The 22,071-nt window shown below is 65.9% G+C and carries 20 protein-coding genes; 8 read left to right on the forward strand and 12 right to left on the reverse strand.

Features of this window, described 5'->3' with window-relative positions:
* Nucleotides 1-13: 13 nt before the first annotated feature.
* The 4 genes from WIT60_RS00805 to WIT60_RS00820 are packed head-to-tail and all read right to left on the reverse strand — an operon-like array spanning nt 14 to nt 2,924.
* A complete protein-coding gene (locus tag WIT60_RS00805; protein ID WP_339582052.1) occupies nt 14-487 on the reverse strand; it encodes a PIN domain-containing protein in 474 nt (157 codons plus the stop codon).
* Entirely contained in the window at nt 484-1,617 is a 1,134-nt protein-coding gene (gene mnmA, locus WIT60_RS00810) for a tRNA 2-thiouridine(34) synthase MnmA (RefSeq protein WP_339582053.1), read from the reverse strand. Before mnmA ends, WIT60_RS00805 begins: the two co-directional genes overlap by 4 nt.
* A gap of 18 nt (nt 1,618-1,635) precedes the next feature.
* On the reverse strand, nt 1,636-2,190 hold the full coding sequence (locus tag WIT60_RS00815) for an NUDIX hydrolase (RefSeq protein ID WP_339582054.1): 555 nt from the start codon (nt 2,188-2,190) through the stop codon (nt 1,636-1,638).
* Between the two features lie 56 nt (nt 2,191-2,246).
* On the reverse strand, nt 2,247-2,924 hold the full coding sequence (locus WIT60_RS00820; RefSeq protein WP_339582055.1) for a TetR/AcrR family transcriptional regulator: 678 nt from the start codon (nt 2,922-2,924) through the stop codon (nt 2,247-2,249).
* Between the two features lie 322 nt (nt 2,925-3,246).
* On the opposite strand from WIT60_RS00820, the gene WIT60_RS00825 reads away from it, so the two are divergent.
* The 7 genes from WIT60_RS00825 (at nt 3,247) to WIT60_RS00855 (ending at nt 11,268) form a co-directional block, all read left to right on the forward strand.
* The gene (locus WIT60_RS00825; protein WP_339582056.1) at nt 3,247-5,418 is read left to right on the forward strand and encodes a sensor domain-containing protein; all 2,172 of its coding nucleotides are present in this window, start codon (nt 3,247-3,249) and stop codon (nt 5,416-5,418) included.
* Between the two features lie 54 nt (nt 5,419-5,472).
* Nucleotides 5,473-7,026, forward strand: a complete 1,554-nt coding sequence (locus WIT60_RS00830; protein ID WP_339582057.1) for a methyl-accepting chemotaxis protein — start codon at nt 5,473-5,475, stop codon at nt 7,024-7,026.
* 216 nt (nt 7,027-7,242) lie between these two features.
* Nucleotides 7,243-8,358, forward strand: coding sequence for a Re/Si-specific NAD(P)(+) transhydrogenase subunit alpha (locus WIT60_RS00835; protein ID WP_339582058.1), 1,116 nt, complete (start codon nt 7,243-7,245; stop codon nt 8,356-8,358).
* A gap of 34 nt (nt 8,359-8,392) precedes the next feature.
* Nucleotides 8,393-8,758, forward strand: coding sequence for an aspartate 1-decarboxylase (gene panD / locus WIT60_RS00840; protein WP_339582059.1), 366 nt, complete (start codon nt 8,393-8,395; stop codon nt 8,756-8,758).
* Nucleotides 8,759-8,787: 29 nt separating this feature from the next.
* Complete coding sequence (locus WIT60_RS00845; RefSeq protein WP_339582060.1) at nt 8,788-9,096, forward strand: NAD(P) transhydrogenase subunit alpha part 2; 309 nt, start codon at nt 8,788-8,790, stop codon at nt 9,094-9,096.
* A complete protein-coding gene (locus WIT60_RS00850; RefSeq protein WP_339582061.1) occupies nt 9,097-10,551 on the forward strand; it encodes an NAD(P)(+) transhydrogenase (Re/Si-specific) subunit beta in 1,455 nt (484 codons plus the stop codon).
* Between the two features lie 198 nt (nt 10,552-10,749).
* Nucleotides 10,750-11,268, forward strand: a complete 519-nt coding sequence (locus tag WIT60_RS00855) for a hypothetical protein (RefSeq protein WP_339582062.1) — start codon at nt 10,750-10,752, stop codon at nt 11,266-11,268.
* Between the two features lie 5 nt (nt 11,269-11,273).
* Here WIT60_RS00855 and WIT60_RS00860 read toward each other — a convergent pair whose 3' ends face one another.
* From WIT60_RS00860 to WIT60_RS00890, 7 genes are all read right to left on the reverse strand, one after another.
* Entirely contained in the window at nt 11,274-12,392 is a 1,119-nt protein-coding gene (locus WIT60_RS00860) for a GGDEF domain-containing protein (RefSeq protein ID WP_339582063.1), read from the reverse strand.
* The gene (locus WIT60_RS00865; RefSeq protein ID WP_339582064.1) at nt 12,389-13,438 is read right to left on the reverse strand and encodes a GGDEF domain-containing protein; all 1,050 of its coding nucleotides are present in this window, start codon (nt 13,436-13,438) and stop codon (nt 12,389-12,391) included. The genes WIT60_RS00860 and WIT60_RS00865 overlap by 4 nt, the downstream gene beginning before the upstream one ends.
* Before the next feature lie 193 nt (nt 13,439-13,631).
* Entirely contained in the window at nt 13,632-14,534 is a 903-nt protein-coding gene (locus tag WIT60_RS00870; protein ID WP_445207622.1) for a beta-keto acid cleavage family enzyme, read from the reverse strand.
* Nucleotides 14,531-16,507, reverse strand: coding sequence for an acetyl/propionyl/methylcrotonyl-CoA carboxylase subunit alpha (locus WIT60_RS00875; protein ID WP_339582066.1), 1,977 nt, complete (start codon nt 16,505-16,507; stop codon nt 14,531-14,533). Before WIT60_RS00875 ends, WIT60_RS00870 begins: the two co-directional genes overlap by 4 nt.
* Nucleotides 16,508-16,627: 120 nt before the next feature.
* Nucleotides 16,628-17,458 (reverse strand): enoyl-CoA hydratase/isomerase family protein, encoded by an 831-nt coding sequence (locus WIT60_RS00880; protein ID WP_339582067.1) that lies wholly within the window; start codon nt 17,456-17,458, stop codon nt 16,628-16,630.
* Between the two features lie 10 nt (nt 17,459-17,468).
* Nucleotides 17,469-18,623, reverse strand: a complete 1,155-nt coding sequence (locus WIT60_RS00885; protein WP_339582068.1) for an acyl-CoA dehydrogenase family protein — start codon at nt 18,621-18,623, stop codon at nt 17,469-17,471.
* 53 nt (nt 18,624-18,676) lie between these two features.
* Nucleotides 18,677-20,290 carry an acyl-CoA carboxylase subunit beta gene (locus tag WIT60_RS00890; RefSeq protein ID WP_339582069.1) on the reverse strand — a complete coding sequence of 538 codons (1,614 nt, stop codon included), beginning with the start codon at nt 20,288-20,290 and terminating at the stop codon, nt 18,677-18,679.
* Between the two features lie 220 nt (nt 20,291-20,510).
* Between WIT60_RS00890 and WIT60_RS00895 the strand changes: the two genes are divergently transcribed.
* A complete protein-coding gene (locus tag WIT60_RS00895) occupies nt 20,511-21,011 on the forward strand; it encodes a MerR family transcriptional regulator (protein ID WP_339582070.1) in 501 nt (166 codons plus the stop codon).
* Nucleotides 21,012-21,013: 2 nt separating this feature from the next.
* On the opposite strand, the gene WIT60_RS00900 is transcribed toward WIT60_RS00895, so the two are convergent.
* Complete coding sequence (locus WIT60_RS00900) at nt 21,014-22,057, reverse strand: GGDEF domain-containing protein (RefSeq protein ID WP_339582071.1); 1,044 nt, start codon at nt 22,055-22,057, stop codon at nt 21,014-21,016.
* Nucleotides 22,058-22,071 lie beyond the last annotated feature (14 nt).

A 22,071-nucleotide genomic window follows, 5' to 3' on the forward strand; every position in this document is an offset into this window, starting at 1 on the left:
CGGACAAGCGTCGTCAAGGTGACAGTGCTGCGTCCGTTTCGCTCAGGCTCAGCCAGTCTGTCAGGCGCAGCACCTGCACCCCCTTGAGCCGGAACGCGCGCTTGTTCAGTTTGAGCAGCGCCGCATCCTTGCTGAACAGCCAGCGCGCGCCCACCTGCATGGCCAGGTCGATGAAGACCTGGTCGTCCGGGTCCTTGCAGCGCAGCCCGCAGGGCGGGGGCTCGTCCACGAAGGTGGCGTGCTGGAACACCGTCAGTGTCAGCATCGGGTCGGGCTGCCAGGGCTTGAGGTAGCTGCGCGGCCACACCTGGTGCCATTCCTTTTCCATCGACGGGCAGGCCAGCCAGCGCAGGCGGCCGGCCAGGATGGCCTCGGCGATCGGGTGGGCGGCCGGGTCCTTGAACACCCGCCAGTCCAGCAGGGCGTTGGTGTCGAGGATGACGATGGGGACGTCGCTGGCGGGCGTCGCCGCGTCGGCCTCGCTCATTCGGCGCGCGCGATCACGCCACCGCCCAGGCACACCTCGCCCTGGTACAGCACCGCTGACTGCCCGGGCGTGACCGCCCATTGCGCATCAGGGAAGCGCAGCGCGATCTCGCTGGCGCTGACCGCTGTGACCTCGCAGGGCGCATCGGCCTGACGATAGCGGGTCTTGGTGCCCACGCCGGTCTGTGCCACCGCGGGGCCGCGACCATCGACCCAGCTCAGGTCGTCGGCCACCAGGGTGTGCTGCAACAGCCAGGGGTGGTCATGGCCCTGCACCACATACAGGGTGTTGGTCGCCATGTCCTTGCGGGCCACAAACCAGGGCTCATGCTCGCCACCGCCGCGCGGCGCGCCTTTTTCCTTCACGCCGCCAATGCCGATGCCCTTGCGCTGGCCCAGCGTGTAAAAGCTCAGGCCCACGTGCTCGCCCAGCTTGCGGCCGCGGTCGTCCTTGATCGGGCCGGGCTCGTTCGACAGATAGCGGTTGAGGAACTCGCGGAACGGCCGCTCGCCGATGAAGCAGATCCCGGTGGAGTCCTTCTTCTTGGCGTTGGGCAGCTTGATCTCGTCGGCGATGCGGCGCACCTCGGTCTTGGGCAGCTCGCCCACCGGGAACATCGTCTTGCTCAGCTGCGCCTGGTTCAGGCGGTGCAGGAAGTAGCTCTGGTCTTTGAGCGGGTCCAGGCCCTTGAGCAACTCAAAGCGCTGGCCGCCTTCGTAGCGCGCATCGGCCACCGAGCGCACCCGGGCATAGTGCCCCGTGGCGATCTTCTCGGCACCCAGGCGCATCGCGTGGTCCAGGAAGGCCTTGAACTTGATCTCGGCATTGCACAGCACATCCGGGTTGGGTGTGCGCCCGGCCTGGTACTCGCGCAGGAACTCGGCGAACACGCGGTCCTTGTAGTCGGCCGCGAAGTTCACGTGCTCGATCTCGATGCCGATGACGTCGGCCACCGAGGCCGCATCCAGGAAATCCTGACGGCTGGAGCAGTACTCGCTGTCGTCGTCATCTTCCCAGTTCTTCATGAAAATGCCGATGACTTCGTGGCCCTGTTGCTTGAGCAGCCAGGCGCTGACGGCCGAGTCCACGCCGCCACTCAGGCCCACGACGACGCGTTGCCTCTGTTGCATGTCAGATCAGAAAAAAGCTCAGGAGGCCCGATGGTACGACGGCGCCGAAAACACCGACTCGTGCACGGTCAGGATCTCGAGCGGATAACGCTGGCCGGCCAGGTAGCTTTCCAGGCATTCCAGCAGCAGCGGGCTGCGGTGGCGCTCAGGGCAGGCGCGGATCTCGTCCGGCGTCATCCACACGGTGCGCACGATGCCTTCGTCGAGTTGCAGGTTCGGATCGGCCTCGCCCACCGAGCCGCAAAAGGCCAGGCGCAGATAAGTGATGTCTTCGCCCGTGCGGGTGCGACGGAAGCGTGACATGTACAGGCCGACAAAGCCTTCCGGCGTGAACGCCCGCGCGGTTTCTTCCAGGGTTTCGCGGATCACGCCTTCCAGCGGCGATTCACCCGGATCCAGGTGGCCAGCCGGATTGTTGAGCAGCAGGCCGTCAGAGGTTTCCTCTTCCACCAGCAAAAAGCGTCCGTCACGCTCGATGAGCGCAGCCACGGTGACGTTGGGTTTCCAGCGTACCTTGGAAGTGGGCGTGATGTCGGACGGCAAATCAGCCTTCAACAAATCGGCGGTGTTCATGAGCCAGACATTATCCGCCAATCCGTTCTGAACTGTTTGACGTTTCTGTGACGCGCTCAGAATTCACTGCTCAGGCGCCAGCGCTCCAGGGTGCTTTTCAGGTCAGCCAGCACCCAGCCCTTTTGCAGGGCCAGCAATTCCGGCGTGGTCTGGCGCATGCCAATCACGCTGTGCAGGAAACCGAAAACACGGTAGGTCAGCAAGGTACGGATGCGGAGATAGTCGGCGTCGAACTCGGCCTTGGGGGTGCCCACGGGGGCGTGCCATCGCAGCAAGGTGTCCAGATCCTCGTACAGCATCCGGGTGCCGGGCATGCTTTGCAGCTGTTGACGCAACTGCACCATGTCCACGTTCGGGCTGTCGCCAATGAAGATGAAGCGGAAGTGGTCTCGGTGCGCCAGCCAGTGGTCGATCATGGCCTCGCAGTACGCGACCGCGCGCTCCGCCATGGGAACGGACTGGCTGTGGGCCTGACAGGTCCGGGCCGCTTCTTCGATGATCTCGTCCCAGATGACGATCAGCAAGGCTTCCTTGCAGTCGAAGTACCAGTAGAACGCCATGGGCGTGACACCCGCCTCGGCGGTGATGCGGCGGATCGTGACCGCTGCATAGCCTTCGCTCAGAAAGATGCGCCGCGCGATGTCCACCAGTTCTTGGCGGAACTGTTCACGCGCGGCCGGGGTGAGGCGCCGTTTCGGGGTGGGGGCGGTGGAGGGCGGTGCGTCAGCCTGCATGAGGGACCTGTGTGTGTGACCCACAGTGGCCCACTTTAAACACGGGTTGCATCTTAGATGGGGCGGGGCACAGGGGCCAAATTCGGGGTATGAATCCCCGAATTTTCCGAGGGTTGTTCGCAAGGCGAACGCCTCTTGAATTCGGCGCATAGCCGAAATGCTGATGCTGCGCAATACGGCGATTGCCTGATCTCGATACATTGAAGCTGTCATCTTGTACGCGTACAGTACAGAGACATTTGTGATGTCATCACGCGGCGGCGTGCGCGCATCGCGGCATCCCGCGACCGCGCAGCGCGTGCCGGCAAAAAAGGTGGTCAGGGTGGATGCATTACAACCGGCGCGGGGCGCCGAGGTGGACATGAAGGTGTTCGACGAGTTGCAGCGCTTCCGGCTGATCGTCGAGCATTCCAGCAACATGGTGGTCATCACCGATGCCGAGCGTCGCATCGAATACGTCAATCCGTCTTACACGCGCGTGACGGGTTGGACCCTGCCCGAGGTGCGTGGCCTCAAGCCCGGCCGTTTGCTCCACGGCCCCTTGACCGACGCCGAGTCGGTGCGCCGCATCTCGCGTGCCCTGAGCCTGGGCGAGTCGATCGATGGCGTCGAGCTGGTCAATTACCGCCGCGATGGTCAACCCTACTGGGTGCGCCTGCACATTCGCCCCGTGCATGACGAATCGGGGCGACTCACCCACTTCGTGGCCATCCAGACCGACGTCACCGAGCGCCGTCAGTCGCGTGAAGCCCTGATGGCCAGTGAGCGCCGCCTGGCCGAAGCGCAGCGCCTGGCGCGCATGGCCAGTTTCGAATGCAACTTCGACACCGACGAGATGTTCTGGTCGCCCGGGGCCGAGCAGGTCGTGGGCCTGCCCGAGGCACTGCTGCCTTGCTCCTTCCGGGGGCACGTCAGTCTCCTCCATCACGATGACCGCGCGGCGCTGGACGATGCTTACTGGGCCCTGGTGTCCGAGCAGCGCCCCTACGAGATCGAGTACCGCCTGCTGTCTGGCGAGGGCAAGGTGCGCTGGATCCGCGAGCGGGGCTACTACCTGCCCGCCGAGGGCTCGCTGCCCAGTCGCATGTGCGGCCTGGTGTTTGACATCTCGGCGACCAAGGAGGCGCATGACCGCATCCAGTACCTCGCCTGGCACGACACCCTGACGGGCCTGGCCAACCGTGAGCAACTGCAGGAGGTGTTGCACCAACGCCTGGAGGTGGCGCGCGACACCGGCCAGCACATGGCCCTGTTGTTCGTGGATCTGGACCGCTTCAAAACGATCAACGATTCGCTGGGTCATCAGGTAGGCGACGAGTTGCTCAAGACCTGCGCGCAACGCCTGCGGGATGCCGTCCGCGGCACCGATGTGGTGGGGCGTCTGGGGGGCGACGAATTCGTCGTGGTGCTGGCTGGCGTGGATGCCGAAGCCGCCGTGGACCGCATCGCGAGCAAGCTGCTGAGCCGCATTGCGGCGCCCATGCTGATCCAGGATCGCGAGCTGCACGTCACCGCCAGCCTGGGCATCAGCCTGTATCCCCGCGATGGCGAAACCGCTTCCGAGCTGATGCGCCATGCCGATGCCGCGATGTACCACGCCAAGGGCAAGGGCCGCAACACGCACAGCTTCTTCAGCGAAGAGTTGAACGCCCGCCTCAGCGAGCGCTTCGAGCTCGAAAGCCAGCTGCGCCTGGCCCTGGCGCGCGGCGAACTGAGCCTGCACTTTCAGCCGCAGTTCCAGGCCGAGGGCACCCGCTTGATCGGCTTCGAGGCCCTGCTGCGTTGGCAAACACCCGACGGGCGCTGGATTCCGCCCGACCAGTTCATCCCGGTGGCCGAAGAGTCCGGCCTGATCCAGCCGATTGGCAACTGGGTGCTGGAGGAGGCCTGTGCGCACTGGCAGCAGTGGCGGGCGCAGTACGGGGGTGACATCCGTGTGGCGGTGAACCTTTCGGCCAGCCAGTTGCGTGACCGGGGCTTGCTCGCGCGCATCCGCCAGCTCACCGAGCGCTTCGACATGCCCCCCGGTGCGCTGGAGCTGGAACTGACCGAGGCCGTGGCCATGCACGATCCGGGCGCCAGCATCGAGATGATGAAGGAGCTGCGCGGTCTGCAGGTGTCCCTGGCGGTGGACGACTTTGGCACCGGCTACTCCTCGCTGGCCTACCTCAAGACCCTGCCCATCCAGCGCATCAAGCTCGATCGCACCTTCGTCAAGGACATGGAGCTCAACCCCGATGACCAGGCCATCTGCAAGGCGGCCATCCAGATGGCGCATTCATTGGGGTTGGAGGTCGTGGCCGAGGGCGTCGAAACCGATGCCCAGCGCAGCTTCCTGGTGGGCCACGGCTGCGACCTGATGCAGGGCTATCACCTGGGGCGTCCCATGCCCGCCTCCGGCGTGATGGCGCTCCTGGCGGCCCACACCGAACGGCCTCCGCCAGAGCTGCGCCCTCGCCGCAGTCGGTTCCGACCGTCGTGCCGTCCCTCTTGATGGCATCCCTGGGGCTCAAGGCCCGGTCTCCGAGAAAAGCAAAGCGCAGTTCGCATGAAAATCAATTTGCCTGTCACCCAACGTGAGTACGTGCTGCCCGATGGCGTCACGCTGATGTCTTCCACCGATCTGGACAGTCGCCTGACCTATGCCAACGCCGCCTTCATCGAAGTCAGCGGCTTTGAACCCGAGGAGCTGATCGGCAGTTTCCATAACCTCGTGCGTCACCCGGATATGCCCCCCGAGGCCTTTGCCGACATGTGGGCCACGCTGAAGGCGGGTTTGTCATGGTCCGGGCTGGTGAAAAATCGCCGCAAGAATGGCGATCACTACTGGGTGCGTGCCAACGCCACCCCTGTGCGCGATGGCCGGCAGGTGGTGGGCTACATGTCGGTGCGCACCAAGCCTTCGCGCGAGGAGGTCGCCGCCACCGAAGAGCTGTATGCCCGGTTTCGCCGTGGCGAGATGAAGGGCTGGGGCTTCCACCGCGGGCTCATCGTGCGCAGCGGCTGGCAGGCCTGGCGTTCGCTGCCTCAGGTGATGTCGGTGAACTGGCGCATCCGCTCGGCCTGCGCCGTCACGACCCTGCCGGCGATTGCCTGCGCGCTCTACATGGTGGACAACAGCGTGGCCTGCGGGGCCATGGTGGCGGCCACACTGCTGTCGGCCGTCATCGCCAGCGCCTGGCTGGAGTATCAGATTGCCCGTCCGATCCACATCATTTTGGGTCAGGCTCTGGCCGTGGCGTCAGGGCAGCCTGGCAAGAACCGCCGCCCTGACCGGGCCGATGAACTGGCTCTGTTGATGCGCGCCATCAATCAGGCGGGCCTGAACCTGCGCTCCCTGGTGGACGATGTGGATGTTCAGGTGGAAGGGCTGCGCCAGGCCAGTGGAGAGATCGCGGACGGCAACAACGACCTGAGCAGTCGCACCGAAGAGGCTGCCGCCAGTCTGGAGCAGACCGCAGCGGCCATGGACGAGCTCAGTGCCACCGTGGCCAACAACGCCGATTCGGCCCGCCAGGCGGCCGAGCGCTCGGCCGAAGTCAGTGCGCTGGCCCATTCGGGTGGGCAGGTGGTGGCGCAGGTGGTGGACACCATGGCCGACATCTCGCGCAGCTCCAGCAAGATCGCCGACATCATCGGGGTCATCGACTCGATCGCGTTCCAGACCAACATCCTGGCGCTCAATGCGGCCGTGGAGGCGGCCCGGGCCGGTGAGCAGGGTCGTGGCTTTGCCGTGGTGGCTGGCGAGGTGCGTGCGCTGGCCCAGCGCAGCGCCGGTGCGGCGCGTGAGATCAAGTCCTTGATCGGGGACAGCGTGGCGCGCATCGAGGCCGGTGCATCCCTCACTGCAGGGGCGGGGCAGACCATGACCAGCCTGGTCACCCAGGTACAGCAGGTCACCACCCTGGTCAGCGAGATTCACTCCGCGTCCAACGACCAGTCTGCCGGGATCGGTCAGATGAACCAGGCGGTCACGCAACTCGACCAGATGACCCAGCAAAACGCCTCGCTGGTGGAGCAGTCGGCCAATGCCGCGGCGCAGTTGTACCAGCGCACGGGGCGCCTGGTGGAGGCGATCCACGCTTTCCGTCGAACCGGCTGAGCCGCGCGCGACGGGGGACTGGGTTGCGGGTTAACCCGCGGCCTTGGGTGTGGGATCCACGCCATGCACCCAGTTGGTGCATGGTCTGCCCCCGCAGAAACCCGATCTTGTCAACAAGATTGTGTATGCTGACGGGTTCCATATGTCTTGCGGCGACGGTTCTTGCGGACCGGCGTCCTGTCATTTGTTCCTCATCTGTCCCACTAGGAGATCCGTATGCTCATTGGCATACCCATGGAGACCACCGCTGGCGAAAGCCGCGTGGCCGTGACCCCGGAGACCGTCAAGAAGCTCAAGGCCCAGGGCCACACGCTTCGCGTGCAGTCCGGAGCCGGCGTGGCCGCCAGCGTGACCGACGAGGCCTATGTGGCCGCCGGTGCCGAGATCACCGATGCGGCCGGTGCCTTCGGGGCCGAGATGGTGCTGAAGGTGCGTTCGCCGAATGCCGACGAGCGTGCGCTGATGAAGCCGGGCGCCGTGCTGGTGGGCATGCTCAACCCCTTCGACAAGGACGGGCTGCAGGCATTGACCGACAGCAAGCTGACCGCCTTCGCGCTCGAAGCCGCCCCCCGCACCACCCGTGCGCAGAGCATGGACGTGCTGTCGTCGCAGGCCAACCTGGCGGGCTACAAGGCCGTCATGATCGCCGCCGACAAGTACCAGCGCATCTTCCCGATGCTGATGACCGCCGCCGGCACCGTCAAGGCTGCCCGCGTGGTGATCCTGGGTGTGGGCGTGGCTGGTCTGCAGGCCATCGCCACGGCCAAGCGCCTGGGCGCGGTCATCGAGGCCTCCGACGTGCGTCCTTCGGTGAAGGAGCAGGTCGAGTCGCTGGGCGCCAAGTTCATCGACGTGCCGTATGAAACGGCCGAAGAGAAGGAAGCCGCCGAAGGCGTGGGCGGTTACGCCCGTCCGATGCCCCAGTCCTGGCTGGACCGCCAGAAGGCCGAAGTGGCCAAGCGCGTGGCGCAGGCCGACATCGTCATCACCACCGCCCTGATTCCGGGCCGTGCTGCACCGGTGCTCGTGTCGGAAGACATGGTCAAGTCCATGAAGCCCGGCTCGGTCATCGTGGACCTGGCGGCAGCGCAAGGCGGCAACTGCCCCCTGACCGAAGCTGGCCAGACCGTCGTCAAGCACGGCGTGACCCTGGTCGGTGAAACCAATTTGCCCGCGCTGGTGGCCGCTGACGCCTCTGCGCTCTATGCCCGTAACGTGATCGATTTCTTGAAACTGGTCATCAACAAGGAAGGCCAGTTCCATGTCGATCTGGAAGACGACATCGTCAAGGCCTGCCTGATGTGTCGTGATGGCCAGTTGCTGCGTGCCTGAGCACGTGGCTTTTGTGCCCTGAGGAGTAAATACCATGCAACGCAACATGCTGCGTGCCAAGCTGCACCGCGCCACCGTCACCGAAGCCATCCTGGACTATGAAGGGTCCTGCGGTATCGACGAAGACCTGATGGACGCGGCCGACATGAAAGAGTTCGAGTACATCGAGCTCTACAACGTCAACAACGGCGAGCGCTTTGCCACCTACATCATCAAGGCGCCGCGTGGCTCCGGCACCATTTCCCTCAATGGCGCGGCCGCCCGTCGTGCCCATGTGGGCGACCTGCTCATCATCTGCACCTACGCGCCGATGAACGAGGAAGAAGTGGCCAGCTACAAGCCCAAGGTTGTGTTGCTGGACGCCGGCAACAAGGTCAAAGAAGTTCGCAAGTTCACCTGATCCTCATCTTTTCACTTGGAGACCACGCGATGGAAGCTGTTTCACACGTTGTCATCAACCTCTCGATTTTCGTGCTGGCCATTTATGTGGGCTATCACGTGGTCTGGACGGTGACGCCCGCCCTGCACACCCCTTTGATGGCCGTGACCAACGCGGTGTCGGCCATCGTCATCGTGGGCGCCATGCTGGCGGCGGCCTTGACCGTGACGCCCCTGGGTAAATCCATGGGCGTGCTGGCCGTGGCGCTGGCAGCGGTCAACGTGTTCGGGGGCTTCCTCGTGACCCGCCGCATGCTGGAAATGTTCAAGAAGAAGGACAAGAAGGCGGGGGCCAAGTAAATGAGCATGAACCTGATTGCATTGCTGTACCTGATCGCCTCGGTGTGTTTCATCCAGGCGCTCAAGGGCTTGAGCCACCCCACCACGTCGATCCGGGGGAACCTGTTCGGCATGGTCGGCATGACGATTGCCGTGTTGACCACGGTCGGCCTGATCCATGGTCAGGCTGCGGCACTGGGCGTGAACTTCGGTGAAGGCCTGGGCTATGTGCTGGGCGCTCTGGTGGTCGGCGGCGGTGCCGGCGCCATCATGGCCAAGCGCGTCGAGATGACGAAGATGCCGGAGTTGGTCGCCTTCATGCACAGCATGATCGGCCTGGCCGCGGTGTTCATCGCCATCGCCGTGGTGGCCGAGCCCTACGCCTTCCAGATCGTCGCCAAGCCGGTGGACGGTTCGGTGGCGCCCATCCCGGTGGGCAACCTGCTGGAGTTGTCGCTGGGTGCGGCCATTGGGGCTATCACCTTCTCGGGCTCGGTCATCGCGTTCGGCAAGCTGAGCGGCAAGTACAAGTTCCGTCTGTTCCAGGGCGCGCCGGTGATCTTCAAGGGTCAGCACATGCTGAACCTGGTGCTGGGTCTGCTGGCCATCGCCTTGATCGGGGTCTTCATGGCCACGCAGCGCATGGACGTGTTCCTGGCCCTGGTGGCGCTGAGCTTCATCTTGGGCGTGCTGATCATCATCCCCATTGGCGGCGCCGACATGCCGGTGGTGGTGTCGATGCTCAACAGCTACTCGGGCTGGGCCGCGGCCGGCATCGGTTTCTCGCTGAACAACTCCATGCTGATCATCGCCGGTTCGCTGGTGGGTTCGTCCGGTGCCATCCTTTCGTACATCATGTGCAAGGCGATGAACCGCTCGTTCTTCAACGTGATCCTGGGTGGCTTCGGCGGTGACGCCGGGGCCGCGGCCGCCGGTGGCGCGCAGCAGCAGCGCAGCGTCAAGAGCGGCTCGGCCGACGATGCCGCCTTCATCCTCGGCAATGCCGAGTCGGTCATCATCGTGCCCGGCTACGGTCTGGCCGTGGCCCGTGCCCAGCACGCGGTCAAGGAACTGGCACAGAAGCTCACCGAGAAGGGTGTCAACGTCAAGTACGCCATTCACCCGGTGGCCGGTCGCATGCCCGGTCACATGAACGTGCTGCTGGCCGAGGCCGAAGTGCCCTACGACCAGGTGCATGAGATGGAGGACATCAACGCCGAGTTCGGCCAGGCCGACGTGGCCATCATCCTGGGCGCCAACGACGTGGTGAACCCGGCGGCTCACGTCAAGGGCAGCCCGATTTATGGCATGCCGATCCTCGAAGCCTACAAGGCCAAGACGGTGATCGTGAACAAGCGCTCCATGGCCAGCGGCTACGCCGGTCTGGACAACGAGCTGTTCTACATGGACAAGACCATGATGGTGTTTGGCGATGCCAAGAAGGTGGTCGAGGACATGGTCAAGGCGGTCGAGTAAGCGCCTGCGACGCGTTCACGCGCACGCTTCTGAAGGCCGGTCTGTGGACCGGCCTTTTTCATGGGCGTGGCGCTTTGCGTATCACCGCGCACGTGTCGGTGGACGTCAAAACATGCCCTGTTCTGTACGCAGGGCTAACGATAGCCCACGTCGAGTTCCTGTCGCCTAACATTCCTGCTTGCTCGCCAGAACAGGCGGGTGGGTCTCGTCAAAGACAAGGTCAATGCCGTGAGGGGAGGAACGATGGGGGCGTGTTTCACCAAGACCGAGCTGGGTCGCCAGGAGCTTCGGGCGCGGTCTTTGCCGTTGTCGCGCACGGCGCGCAACCTGCTGTTTGTGATCGACTCTGCACGGGCGGCGACCGAGTGGCTGTCGATGGTGCAGGGGGCCACGGTTGAGGATCTGCAGACCTTGCAAGATGCCGGACTGATCGCCGTGCTGGCGCCGCCGGCCACCGCCCCTGCCACTCCCCCCATGCGCACGCCGCCGGCTGCGGAAAGCACGCTCAGTTACGGTCAGCTGTACGAGCAACTCAATGCCCAGATCAAGAGCCACCTGGGGCTGATCAAGGGCTACCACTTCTCCTTGGAGATCGAGAAGGCCAGTTCCGTCGCCGAGCTGCGTGATGTGGCGCAGCGTCTGGTCGACGAGGTGCACCGCCTCAAGGGCGAGCGGGTGGCGCAATCGACCCAGGTGGCCTTGGGTTTGTCGGCTTGAGGCGTTCAGGCCGCTTGCACGCAGCGCCGGCGGCCAGCGTGCTTGGCAGCATACAGGGCGCGGTCGGCGCGCTGCAGCAAGATGTCCACGTCCTCAGGTGCCGCCCACAGCGCATAGCCCGCTGAAAAGCTGATCCGCAAGCTGGGCACAGCGGCGGATACGACGGTGGTGCCCAGCTTGGCTTGCAGGCGTTCCAGTGCCTGCAGGGCTTCCTGGGGCTGCTGCGTGTCAGGCAGGATCAGCAAGAATTCTTCGCCGCCCCAGCGGGCCATCAGATCGGTGTCGCGCAGCACTTCACGCGCGGCTTGCGCAAACGCCATCAGCACCTCATCGCCCACCTGGTGGCTGTGCTGGTCGTTGATCTGCTTGAAATGGTCCAGGTCGATCTGAACCACGCCAAAGGGTCGGCCACTGAGCTTGGCTCGCTGGTGCTCCTGATCCAGTCGTTCCTGGCCGTATTGGCGGCTGAGAAGTCCTGTGAGTGCATCGTGGCGGGTGACTCTCTCCAGCGCGCTCTGCGCGGCGGCCAGCTCGCGCCGCTCGGTCACGATGCGTTCACGCAGCAGCGCAAACTTGCGCGACTGCAGGGTGATCAGGCCCATGATGAAGGCAGCCGAGAGCAGCTTGACGGCTTGGGCGGCGGGACGGAAGGCGGGCAGTGACCACACAAAACCGCACACGAGCATCACCAGCAGCATCCCAACCAGGATCGCGCCGGTACGCAGGGCCGCCTGCGGGCTCAGACTCATGAAGCCGAAGACCAGGGCCAAGCCCATGGTCTGCAACAAGGCGGCCCGACCGGTGGGCACGGTGGCATAGGCCACGACCGCGATCAGGCAACCCCAGAGCATCTGGACGGACATCAGCCCCGGGTCGGCAAAGCGTTGGGTCCAGCCGCTGCGCACCAAGGGGTAGAACAACAGCATGCCCGGCAGCATGAGCAGGCCGAACATCAGCCCGAGTTGGGCGCTGATGCGCTGCTGGGGGATGGCGAACGTGACCATCACCAGGAACCACACCAGGTAGACCAGGCCGCCGAGCAGACACATCAGCGTGCGGTCACGCATGCGTGGGTCGGTGCCCAGCAAGCGGTCGGACCAAGACGAGGTGGCGACGGCGTTCATGTGCGGTCGGCCAGCACCGTGCGGGCACGGCCCTGGGCTTTGGCTTTGTAGAGGGCGCGGTCGGCGCGTTCTAGATCGCGGTGCAGCGGCACCCGCCCGCCCGGCTCACACAGGCCGGCCGAGAAGCTCACGGTCAGGCCCTCGCCGAAGGCCGCCCAGTCATGCTGGCGCACCTTCTGTTGCAGGGCGTCGAGGCGCTGTTGGGCGGTCGGCAGACCCGTCTCCGGCATCAGCAGCAGGAACTCTTCGCCGCCCCAGCGGGCCAGTCGGTCGGTGGGGGGCAAGGCGGTCTGGGCCACCTGGGCAAAGCCTTGCAGGACGGCGTCGCCCACTGCATGGCCGTGTTGGTCGTTGATCTGCTTGAAGTGATCCAGGTCGATGATGGCCAGACAGAAGGCCTGCTCGGTGCGGCGCAGGCGGCGAAACTCTTCATCGAGCAGGGTCTGCATGTGGCGGCGGTTGATCAGGCCTGTCAGCGCATCATGGGCTGAGGCGCGCTCCAGGTCGGCGACCGTCTGGGCCAATGCGGCCCGTTGGGCCAGCATCTCGCTGCGCATGCGGTAGCTCTTGAGCGAGACTAGGCGCATCACTGGCATGACGATGGCGCCTGTGCCCAAGCTGATCCATTCCGAGATCCGGTCGATGGGGGTGTCATGCAGCTGGTCATGCAGCAGCGTGGCCACGACCATCAAGGTGAGCGATCCCATCGTAGCCAGCACCAGTTGGCGGGTGGTGAGACGGTGGATGTCGAACAGCATCAGCAGGCACAGCCACAACAGGGCCAGGCCTCTCGATGCGTCGATCAGGGTGTAGGCCAAGACCACGGCGCCACAGCCGAACAGCACCTGGGGAAAAATCAGGGCGGGGTCATGCCATTGTTCAGTCAGGTCGTGGTGCAACAGGGCCCAGAACAGCAAGACGCCGGTCGTGCACCAAAGGGCCAGGGCGTGCGCCGCCCACAGTGGCACAGCGTGGAGCGTGCTCCCGAGGTAGGCAGACCCGACGCCGATGCAGTAGGGCAACACCGTGATTTGCAGACGATGCAAGCCCTGTTGAGCGGTGCCATGCCAATCCGCCGCCGCCGACGCGCGACCCCGAGGCGCAGGGGGCTCGCTGTGGGTGGTGGGGAGAAGAGGGCTGGACACCATGAACCGGTCGACGACTGCGTAAGGGCGCTGATCGATGATGCCAGTTTCAGTCGGTGCCTGTGAGGGGGGCCACCCGTTCTGGGGTATGTCCTTAGGCAGTGACGAGGGGCGATGAGACGCCATGGGCGCTGCGGGGCTTGAGGCCGAGCAGGGCACGGGCTTCGGCGGGGCTGGCGATGGCGCGACCGGCGTTGCGCGCGCACTGGGCCAGGGCCTCGATCAGCTGGCCGTTGCCAGTGGTGCGGGCGCCTCCGGGCAGGTAGAAGGTGTCTTCCACGCCGGTGCGCAGCATGCCGCCGAGGTCGGCGGTGGCCTGGTGCACGGCCCAGATCTCTTCACGGCCGATCAGGGTGGTCTGCCAGATGGTGTCGGGTTCGCGGTACTTGACCAGCAGCTTGAGCAGGTCGGCGTCCACCGGCATGCCCGAGGCCACGCCCATCACGAAGTTGTATTCGAGGTGGTCGGTCATGCCGGCCTTCTTGTACATGCCCACCGAGCGCACGATGCCCACGTCAAAGCATTCGAACTCGGCGCGGGTGCCGGTTTCGTTCATCACGTCGAGCATGGCCTTGACCTTGTCGACCTGGTTGTCGAACAGCATCGGGGGCCAGGCCCATTCGCCGTTGTCCTTGATCTTGAGGTAGTTCAGGCTGCCGGCGTTGCAGGCGGCGATCTCGGGGCGCACTGCGCGGATGCAGGCCGCCGGGCCGGAGATGTCGGTGCCGACCACGCCGGTGGTCAGGTTGATGATGACGTCGGGGCAGGCCTCGCGGATGGCGGTGTCGATCTCGGCGGCCACAGCCGGGTCCCAGCTGGGGAAGCGCCCCATGCCGGGGGCCTGCTGGCGCAGGTGCACGTGCATGATGGACGCGCCCGCGTTGTAGGCCTCGCGCGCGGCGGCGGCCATTTCCTGGGCCGTGACGGGCACCGGGTGTTGCTTGGGGTCGGTCAGCACGCCGGTGAGCGCGCAGGTGAGAATGGCCTTGTCCATCATTGATCCTTGGTGAGTTCGATGTCGATCAGCAGGGCCTTGGCCTGCACCTGTTCGCCCGGGACCGCATGCACGGCCTTGACCACGCCCGGGGCTTGCGCGGAGAGCCACATTTCCATCTTCATGGCCTCGATGCTCAGCAGCGGCTGGCCTTCGACGACCGCATCACCGGGCTTGACCAGCACCTGTGCCACCGTGCCCGCCACGGGCGAGAGGCCGCGGCTGGGGTCCTGACCACTGCCTTGGTTGGGCCAGGCCGAGACCTCGGTGAACACGTGGGTGGCCGCCTCGATCACGAGGTGCAGTTCTTCCCCGACCCACACGGCGCGGACGCGCTTTTGCACGCCGTCCAGTTCGTAGCGGCACCAGCCGGTGGCTTCGTCGTGCGAGAGCAGGCGCAGTGGGGTGGCAGGCGCCATGGGCGTGGGGTGGACCAGGTAGGTGTGGCCGGTGCCGTGCTGCACGCGCAGGGCACGCTGGTCGCTGCCGCAGGCCAGCGGGATGTCGTAGGCCAGCACGCTGGCGGCGCGCAGGTCGGTGGCACGGCCTTCACGGTGCACGGCGTGCAGGGCGGCGGCCAGCAGCCAGGCGGTGTCGGGGGCAGCAGGGCGCTGCAGCAGGGGCTCGCTCTCGGTTTGCCACTGGTCGATCAGCGTGGTGGTCATGGTGCCAGCGCGGAAACGCGGGTGGTCCACCAGGTCGCGCAGGAAGCGGGCGTTGTGGTTGAGGCCCAGCAGGGGCGCGTCGTCCAGCGTGGCGATCAGGCGGCGGATCGCGTCGTCGCGGTCGCGGCCGTGCACGATGAGCTTGGCCACCATCGGGTCGTAGTGCGGACTGACCTCGCCGCCTTCGCGGATGCCGTCGTCGATGCGCACGCCGTCGAACAGGGCCTGCTCGGGGCGCCACCAGGCGATGCGCCCGGTCTGCGGGGCGAAGTTGGCGTAGGGGTCTTCGGTGTACAGACGCGCCTCGACGGCATGGCCGCTCAGCGTGATCTGCTCTTGTGTGAGGGGCAGAGGCTGACCTGAGGCCACGCGCAACTGCCACTCCACCAGGTCCAGACCCGAGATCATTTCCGTGACCGGGTGCTCCACCTGCAGGCGGGTGTTCATCTCCAGGAAGTAGTAGTTCAGGTTCTGGTCAACGATGTACTCGATGGTGCCAGCGCCGCAATAGTGAATCGCCTTGGCGGCCAGCACCGCGTCGCGGCCCATGGCCTCGCGCATGGCGGGGCTGACGACCGGGGAGGGGGACTCTTCGATGACCTTCTGGCGACGGCGCTGCGCTGTGCAGTCGCGCTCGCCGATGTAGACGGCGTTGCCGTGGCTGTCGGCGAAGACCTGGATCTCGATGTGGCGGCCGTCGAGGATCAGGCGCTCGAGCATCAGCGTGCCGTCGCCGAAGGCGCTTTGCGCTTCGCGTCGGGCACTGACGATGGCCTGGGCCAGTTCGCTGTCCTGGTGCACCAGACGCATGCCGCGTCCGCCGCCGCCGCTGACGGCCTTGACCAGCAGCGGGTAGCCCAGGCGCTGGCCTTCGGCGATCAGGGTCTCGTCGTTCTGATCGGCCCCCAGGTAGCCGGGCGCGGTGGGCACGCCAGCCTTGATCATCTCCTGCTTGGCGCCGGCCTTGTCGCCCATCACGCGGATGGCTTCGGGCGAGGGGCCGATGAAAATGACGCCGGCATCACGACAGGCCTGGGCGAAGGCGGCGTTTTCCGACAGGAAGCCATAGCCGGGGTGGATGGCGTTGGCACCGGTCTGGCGGCAGGCTGCCAGCAGCACGTCGGCCTTCAGGTAGGACTCGGCCGCGGGGGCGGGGCCAATGCAGACGGCCTCGTCGGCCAGGCTGACGTGCGGGGCCTGGGCATCGGCTTCGCTGTAGACGGCCACCGTGCGGTAGCCCAGCTTGCGGGCGGTGCGGATGACGCGGCAGGCGATCTCGCCGCGATTGGCAATGAGGATTTTTTTCAGCATGGTGTCTTTATGGTGAACATCTCTGCATGCGGTGTCATCCCAGCGACCACCATGGATCCGGCTTCGCCGGTCCGTTGGTGGTGCCCCTTGAGGGGGCGCGCGCAGCGCGTAGGGGGTGGGTCATGGAACCCAGGTCGGCGCACGTTTTTGCATGAAGGCGCTGGTGCCCTCCTGGCCTTCTTCGCTGAGCACGGCGCGGGCGAACACCGCCGCGGCGTCGTCGATCAGGTATTCGGCCGAGGTGTGGCGGGCACGGGCGAGCAGCAACTTGGTTTCGGTGATGGCCTTGGGGCCGCAGGCCAGGATGCGATCGACCGTGCGCTGCAGCGCCGCAGCCAGGCTGGCCTCGTCGGCATGCACCTCGTGCACCAGGCGGATCGTCAGGGCTTCCTGCGCATCGACCTTGGCGCCCGTCACCGACAGGCGCTTGGCCTCGGCGTAGCCCAGGCGTTCGACCAGGAAGGGCGCGATCTGTGCCGGGACGATGCCCAGCGAGGTTTCCGGCAGACGGAAGCTCACGTTGTCGCGCGCCAGGGTGACGTCGGACACGCAGGCCAGGCCGAAGCCGCCGCCCATCACCGTGCCTTCCAGCACGGTGACGATGGGCAGGCTGGAGCGTGAGAAGGCCAGGCAGAGGCGACCGAACGCGGCGTTGACCGCTTCGATCGGGTTGCGCTCGTTGACCGCCTGCCCGGCGCTGAGTGCCGCCTGCTGCTGCGCCAGCTTCATGCGCGCCTGGGCCATGTCGCCGATGTCGCCACCGGCGCAGAAGTGGCCGCCCGCGCCGCGCAGCACCACCACGCGGGCCTGCGGGTCGGCTTCGGCGTCACTCAGGGCGGTGAGCAGCTCCTGCACCATGGTCATGGACATGGCGTTGCGCACCTCGGGCCGGTTCAGCGTGAGGGTGCAGACGCCCCGGTCCATCTGGACCTGAAGGGTGGTGTGGCTCATGGGGTGATCCTCAGCGGGCCTTCTTGGGCAGGGTGCCTTCGAGCTTGGCGATGATGCCCAGCATGATTTCGTCGGCGCCGCCTCCGATGGAGACCAGGCGACCGTCGCGGTAGGCGCGGGCCAGCGGGTTGTCCCAGGTGAAGCCCATGCCGCCCCAGTACTGCAGGCAGCTGTCGGTCACTTCGCGGGTCAGGCGACCGCACTTGAGCTTGGCCATCGAGGCCAGGCGGGTCACGTCCTTGCCCGCCACGTAGTCTTCGACCGCGCGGTAGGTCAGCGAGCGCAGCAACTCGACCTCGGTGCGCAGCTCGGCCAGGCGGAAGTGGATGACCTGGTTGTGGATCAGCGGCGTGCCGAAAGTGCTGCGCTCCTTGCAGTACGCGATGGTCAGGTCAATCAGGCGGTCCATCATCAGCAGCGAGTTGGCCGCGCCGTACAGGCGCTCTTCCTGGAACTGCAGCATCTGCATCATGAAGCCCGTGCCTTCGACGCCGATCAGGTTGCGCTTGGGCACGCGCACGTTGTCGAAGAAGAGCTGCGCCGTGTCGGACGAGCGCATGCCCAGCTTGTCGATCTTCTGGCGCTCGATGCCCTTGGCGTCCATCGGCACGATGATCAGTGACTTGTTCTCGTGGACCTTGCCTTCGGAAGTGTTGGCCAGCAGGCAGCACCAGTCGGCCTGCATGCCGTTGGTGATCCACATCTTGGAGCCATTGATGACGTAGTCGTCGCCATCGGACTTGGCCGTGGTCTTGAGCGCGGCCACGTCCGAGCCGCCGCCCACTTCGCTCACGCCGATGCAGCCGACCATGTCACCGGCAATGGCCGGGGCCAGGAATTCTTTCTTCAGCGCGTCCGAGCCGAAGCGGTGCAGGGCCGGGGTGCACATGTCGGTCTGCACGCCGATGGCCAGCGGCACGCCGCCGCAGTTGGCCACGCCCAGCGCTTCCGAGGCCACCATCGAGTACGAGAAGTCCAGGCCCATGCCACCGTAGGCGGTGTCGTACTTGATGCCCAGCAGGCCCAGGTTGCCCAGCTTCTTGAAGACGTCGTGGGCGGGGAAGTGCCCGGCCTTTTCCCATTCGTCGGAATAGGGGTTGATCTCGTTTTCGACGAAGCGCTTGACGGTGTCGCTGAGGGTGAGGTGTTCGGCGGTGAATTGCATGAGCGGTCCTTGAAACGGCGGGTGGGGCAGACAGGGCAGGGGGAGGGCAGGGCTTACAGACGAGCCACGCCGAAGGTGTTGGGGCGCAGCTGGCGCTGTTCGGCTTCGGCGGCCATATCCAGGCACATCGACAGCACGCGGCGGGTATCGCGTGGGTCGATCACGCCGTCGTCCCACAGGCGGGCGGTGCCGAACAGCACGCTGGCCTCGGCGTCCAGGCGCTTGCGGATCTCGCCGGACATGCCTTCGAGCATCGCGTCGTTGACGGGCATGCCGGCGCGTTCCATCTTGCCGCGCGTGACCAGTTCCATCACCTTGGCGGCCTGGGCGCCGCCCATCACGGCGGTGCGGGCCGAAGGCCAGCTGAAGATGAAGCGCGGGTCGAAGCCGCGACCGCACATGCCGTAGTTGCCGGCGCCAAACGAGCCGTTGAGCACCACGGTGAATTTCGGCACGCGGGCATTGGCCACGGCCTGGATCATCTTGGAGCCATGCTTGATGGCGCCGGTGTGCTCGGCCGTCTTGCCGACCATGTAGCCGGTGGTGTTCTGCAGGAACAGCAGCGGGGTGCCGGACTGGTCGCACAGCTGGATGAACTGCGCGGCCTTGGTCGAACCACTGGGCTGGATCGGGCCGTTGTTGCCCAGGATGCCGACCAGGTGACCGTTGATGCGGGCGTGGCCGCACAGGGTTTCGTGGCCGTACTCCGCCTTGAATTCGAGGAAGTCGGAGCCATCGACGATGCGGGCGATGACCTCGCGGGTGTCGAAGGGCTCGCGGTCGTCGGCGGGGATGCAGCCGAGCAGCTCTTGCTCGTCGTACAGCGGCGCGACCACGTCGGCCTTGGGCGGTGTGGCCGCATCCCATTTCAGCTTGTCGACCAGGTCGCGGGTCAGGGCGATGGCATGGGCGTCGTTGTCGGTCAGGTACTCGCCCAGGCCGGTCACGCTGGCGTGCATCTCGGCGCCGCCCAGTTCCTCGTCGGTGGCGTCTTCCCCGATGGCGGCCTTGACCAGTGGGGGGCCGGCCAGGTAGATGCTGGAGCGTCCCTTGACCAGCACGACGTAGTCGGACAGGCCGGGCAGGTAGGCGCCGCCAGCGGTGGACGAGCCGTGCACCACGGCGATCTGCGGGATGCCCATGGCCGACAGACGCGCCTGGTTGGCGAAACTGCGCCCGCCTTCCACGAAGATCTCGGCCTGGTACATCAGGTTGGCGCCGCCGCTCTCGACCAGGCAGATCAGGGGCAGCTTGTTCTCGCGGGCGATTTCCTGCGCGCGCAGGCCCTTCTTGAGGCCCATCGGTGAGACGGTGCCGCCCTTGAGGGCCGAATCGCTGGCGGTGATCAGGCAGCGCTTGCCCGCCACGATGCCCACGCCGATGATGGTGCCGCCGCCGAGGACGGACTTCTTGCCGTCGTCGTCGTGCATGCCCAGGCCGGCCAGGGTGCTGAACTCGAGAAAGGGCGAGCCGCGGTCGAGCAGGCGGGCCACGCGTTCACGCGGCAGCAACTGCCCACGCTGGTCGAACTTGGCGCGCTTGTCGGCCGAGCCGTCGCGCACCTGGGCTTCCAGCGCGCGGACCTGGTCCAGGCGCTCCGTCATGCGGTCGACGTTGGCCTGGAAGGCAGGGGACTTGGTGTGAAGGGCAGATCGCAGGGCAGGCATCTTGGTGAACCAGTCTGGAGAGGACAGGTTCACTGTAGAGTTGCTTGACGTTAACGTCAATCAAATGCTGACTAGGTAAACTACCTAGCCAGCCTTGGGCGGCGCGTCGCTACCCTTGGGAAACCTCGCAGGTTCGGCTGTCGAACGGGCGAGGAGTGTCCCGGCCCGTTAACATGGCGTCCGGAAAACGAAGTGGGGTGTTCTTGTCGTGGTGGGTTCCGTGAAAGCCAAAGCTGAAAATGCATCGACGTCCGAGCTCGCGCAGCGCGAGACGGGCCTACCACCGTCTTGGGCCTTTGACGACGAGGACGACACCAGCGCCGACGCCCTGATGGGCATCGCCGAGGTGTGTGAGCTGTACAAGGTCTCGCCCCGTGCCCTGCGTTTTTACGAAACCAAGGGCCTGCTGGCGCCGCGCCGCATCAATGGCACCCGGGTCTACAACAAAGTGGATCGCGCCCGGCTGACCCGCATCCTGCGGGCCAAGTCGCTCGGCACCCCGTTGGCCGAGATCAAGCACTACCTGGACATGTATGGGCAGCGCGGCGAAGGCCGCATCCAGCAGCTCACCTATGTCATCGAGAAGACCGATGCGGCCATTGCGGAACTCGAAGCCAAACGCGCCCAGATCGACACGGCGCTGGCCGAGTTGCGCGTCATCAACGCGCGCAGCCGCCAGACTTTGGCCGAGAAGCAGCAGGAAGACGGCGAGGCGCGCTGAGTTCAGCGTGTCAGCGTGAAGGCCTGCCAGCGTCGCGCTTGCAGGGCCCGGTCGGCTTCCAGTGCCGTGAGCGCGGCTTCCTGTAACTGGTGCAGGGATTCGGTGGCGTCCGTATACGCCGCCACCCCCATGGCCAGTCCCACACCCACCTCGTCGCCGCTGGGCAGCACCAGCGGCGCGGCCACGGCGTGGGCGATGCGTCGTTGCAGGCCTTCGGCCTCGTCGTCGCCACCGTGGCGCATCAGCACGCCGAAACGCGTCGGCCCCAGGCGGGCCAGCACATCGCCCAGGCGCACCTGCTGGGCCAGGCGTTGCACGGTGTCGTGCAGGGCGAACTCGGCGGCGGCGGCGCCGAAGCCGGTTTCAATGGTGTCGATCCCGTCGATGTCCAGGGCCAGCAAGGCAAAGGGTTCGCCCGTGCGCATGGCGTGGGCCAGTTCGGCTTCCAACTGCTCCTGAAACTGATCGGCCGGACGCAAACCGGGCAGCGCCGCCGCCAGGGTGGTCTGCGCCTCGTGTGGCACGAGCGCAGAGCTTGCGTGCTCGCGCAGGCTGCGCCGGTCTTGCAAGATGCGGGCGGCCACCAGGGCCAGGTCCTGCAAGCTGCGGCGTTGCACTTCGGTCCAGGGCGCCGCAGGCTGGGTGTCGAGCAAAACCAGGGTGCCCACAGCCAGACCTTGGTCGTCGCACAGGGCCGCGCCAGCGTACAGGCGCACATGCGGCTCGCCTTGCACCAGCGGGTGTTGGGCACGTGCCGGGTCGGCGCTCAGGTCTTCGACCACCAGCGGGCTCTGCGGCGAGGCCAGCACCGGTTCACACAGCGATTCGGTCCGCGCCAACTCCGACACATCCACGCCCACCCGGGCCACAAAGACCTGGTGGTCGGCCTGCATCAGGCTGATCACCGCCGCAGGCGCACCAAAGCTCTGGGCGGCCACCCGCACCAGCGCATCCAGGGCCGGATCGCCCATGTCGGCCGTGCAGGCCAGGGCCGCCACAGCGGCCAGACGCTGGGCTTCGTGTTCAGGGGCGAGGTGATTCGACATGGTGCTTTCGGGCG

This window comes from Aquabacterium sp. G14 (assembly GCF_037482285.1).
Lineage (GTDB): Bacteria > Pseudomonadota > Gammaproteobacteria > Burkholderiales > Burkholderiaceae_C > Aquabacterium.

What these genes read in the sequence shown, in the direction of transcription:
- WIT60_RS00815 (WP_339582054.1), bottom strand. Translation starts at nt 2,190, where the DNA reads ATGAACACCGCCGATTTGTTGAAGGCTGATTTGCCGTCCGACATCACG.
- WIT60_RS00830 (WP_339582057.1), top strand. Translation starts at nt 5,473, where the DNA reads ATGAAAATCAATTTGCCTGTCACCCAACGTGAGTACGTGCTGCCCGAT.
- WIT60_RS00860 (WP_339582063.1), bottom strand. Translation starts at nt 12,392, where the DNA reads ATGAACGCCGTCGCCACCTCGTCTTGGTCCGACCGCTTGCTGGGCACC.
- mnmA (WP_339582053.1), bottom strand. Translation starts at nt 1,617, where the DNA reads ATGCAACAGAGGCAACGCGTCGTCGTGGGCCTGAGTGGCGGCGTGGAC.
- WIT60_RS00900 (WP_339582071.1), bottom strand. Translation starts at nt 22,057, where the DNA reads ATGTCGAATCACCTCGCCCCTGAACACGAAGCCCAGCGTCTGGCCGCT.
- WIT60_RS00850 (WP_339582061.1), top strand. Translation starts at nt 9,097, where the DNA reads ATGAGCATGAACCTGATTGCATTGCTGTACCTGATCGCCTCGGTGTGT.
- WIT60_RS00835 (WP_339582058.1), top strand. Translation starts at nt 7,243, where the DNA reads ATGCTCATTGGCATACCCATGGAGACCACCGCTGGCGAAAGCCGCGTG.
- WIT60_RS00885 (WP_339582068.1), bottom strand. Translation starts at nt 18,623, where the DNA reads ATGCAATTCACCGCCGAACACCTCACCCTCAGCGACACCGTCAAGCGC.
- WIT60_RS00880 (WP_339582067.1), bottom strand. Translation starts at nt 17,458, where the DNA reads ATGAGCCACACCACCCTTCAGGTCCAGATGGACCGGGGCGTCTGCACC.
- WIT60_RS00890 (WP_339582069.1), bottom strand. Translation starts at nt 20,290, where the DNA reads ATGCCTGCCCTGCGATCTGCCCTTCACACCAAGTCCCCTGCCTTCCAG.
- WIT60_RS00820 (WP_339582055.1), bottom strand. Translation starts at nt 2,924, where the DNA reads ATGCAGGCTGACGCACCGCCCTCCACCGCCCCCACCCCGAAACGGCGC.
- WIT60_RS00805 (WP_339582052.1), bottom strand. Translation starts at nt 487, where the DNA reads ATGAGCGAGGCCGACGCGGCGACGCCCGCCAGCGACGTCCCCATCGTC.
- WIT60_RS00870 (WP_445207622.1), bottom strand. Translation starts at nt 14,534, where the DNA reads ATGATGGACAAGGCCATTCTCACCTGCGCGCTCACCGGCGTGCTGACC.
- WIT60_RS00845 (WP_339582060.1), top strand. Translation starts at nt 8,788, where the DNA reads ATGGAAGCTGTTTCACACGTTGTCATCAACCTCTCGATTTTCGTGCTG.
- WIT60_RS00875 (WP_339582066.1), bottom strand. Translation starts at nt 16,507, where the DNA reads ATGCTGAAAAAAATCCTCATTGCCAATCGCGGCGAGATCGCCTGCCGC.
- panD (WP_339582059.1), top strand. Translation starts at nt 8,393, where the DNA reads ATGCAACGCAACATGCTGCGTGCCAAGCTGCACCGCGCCACCGTCACC.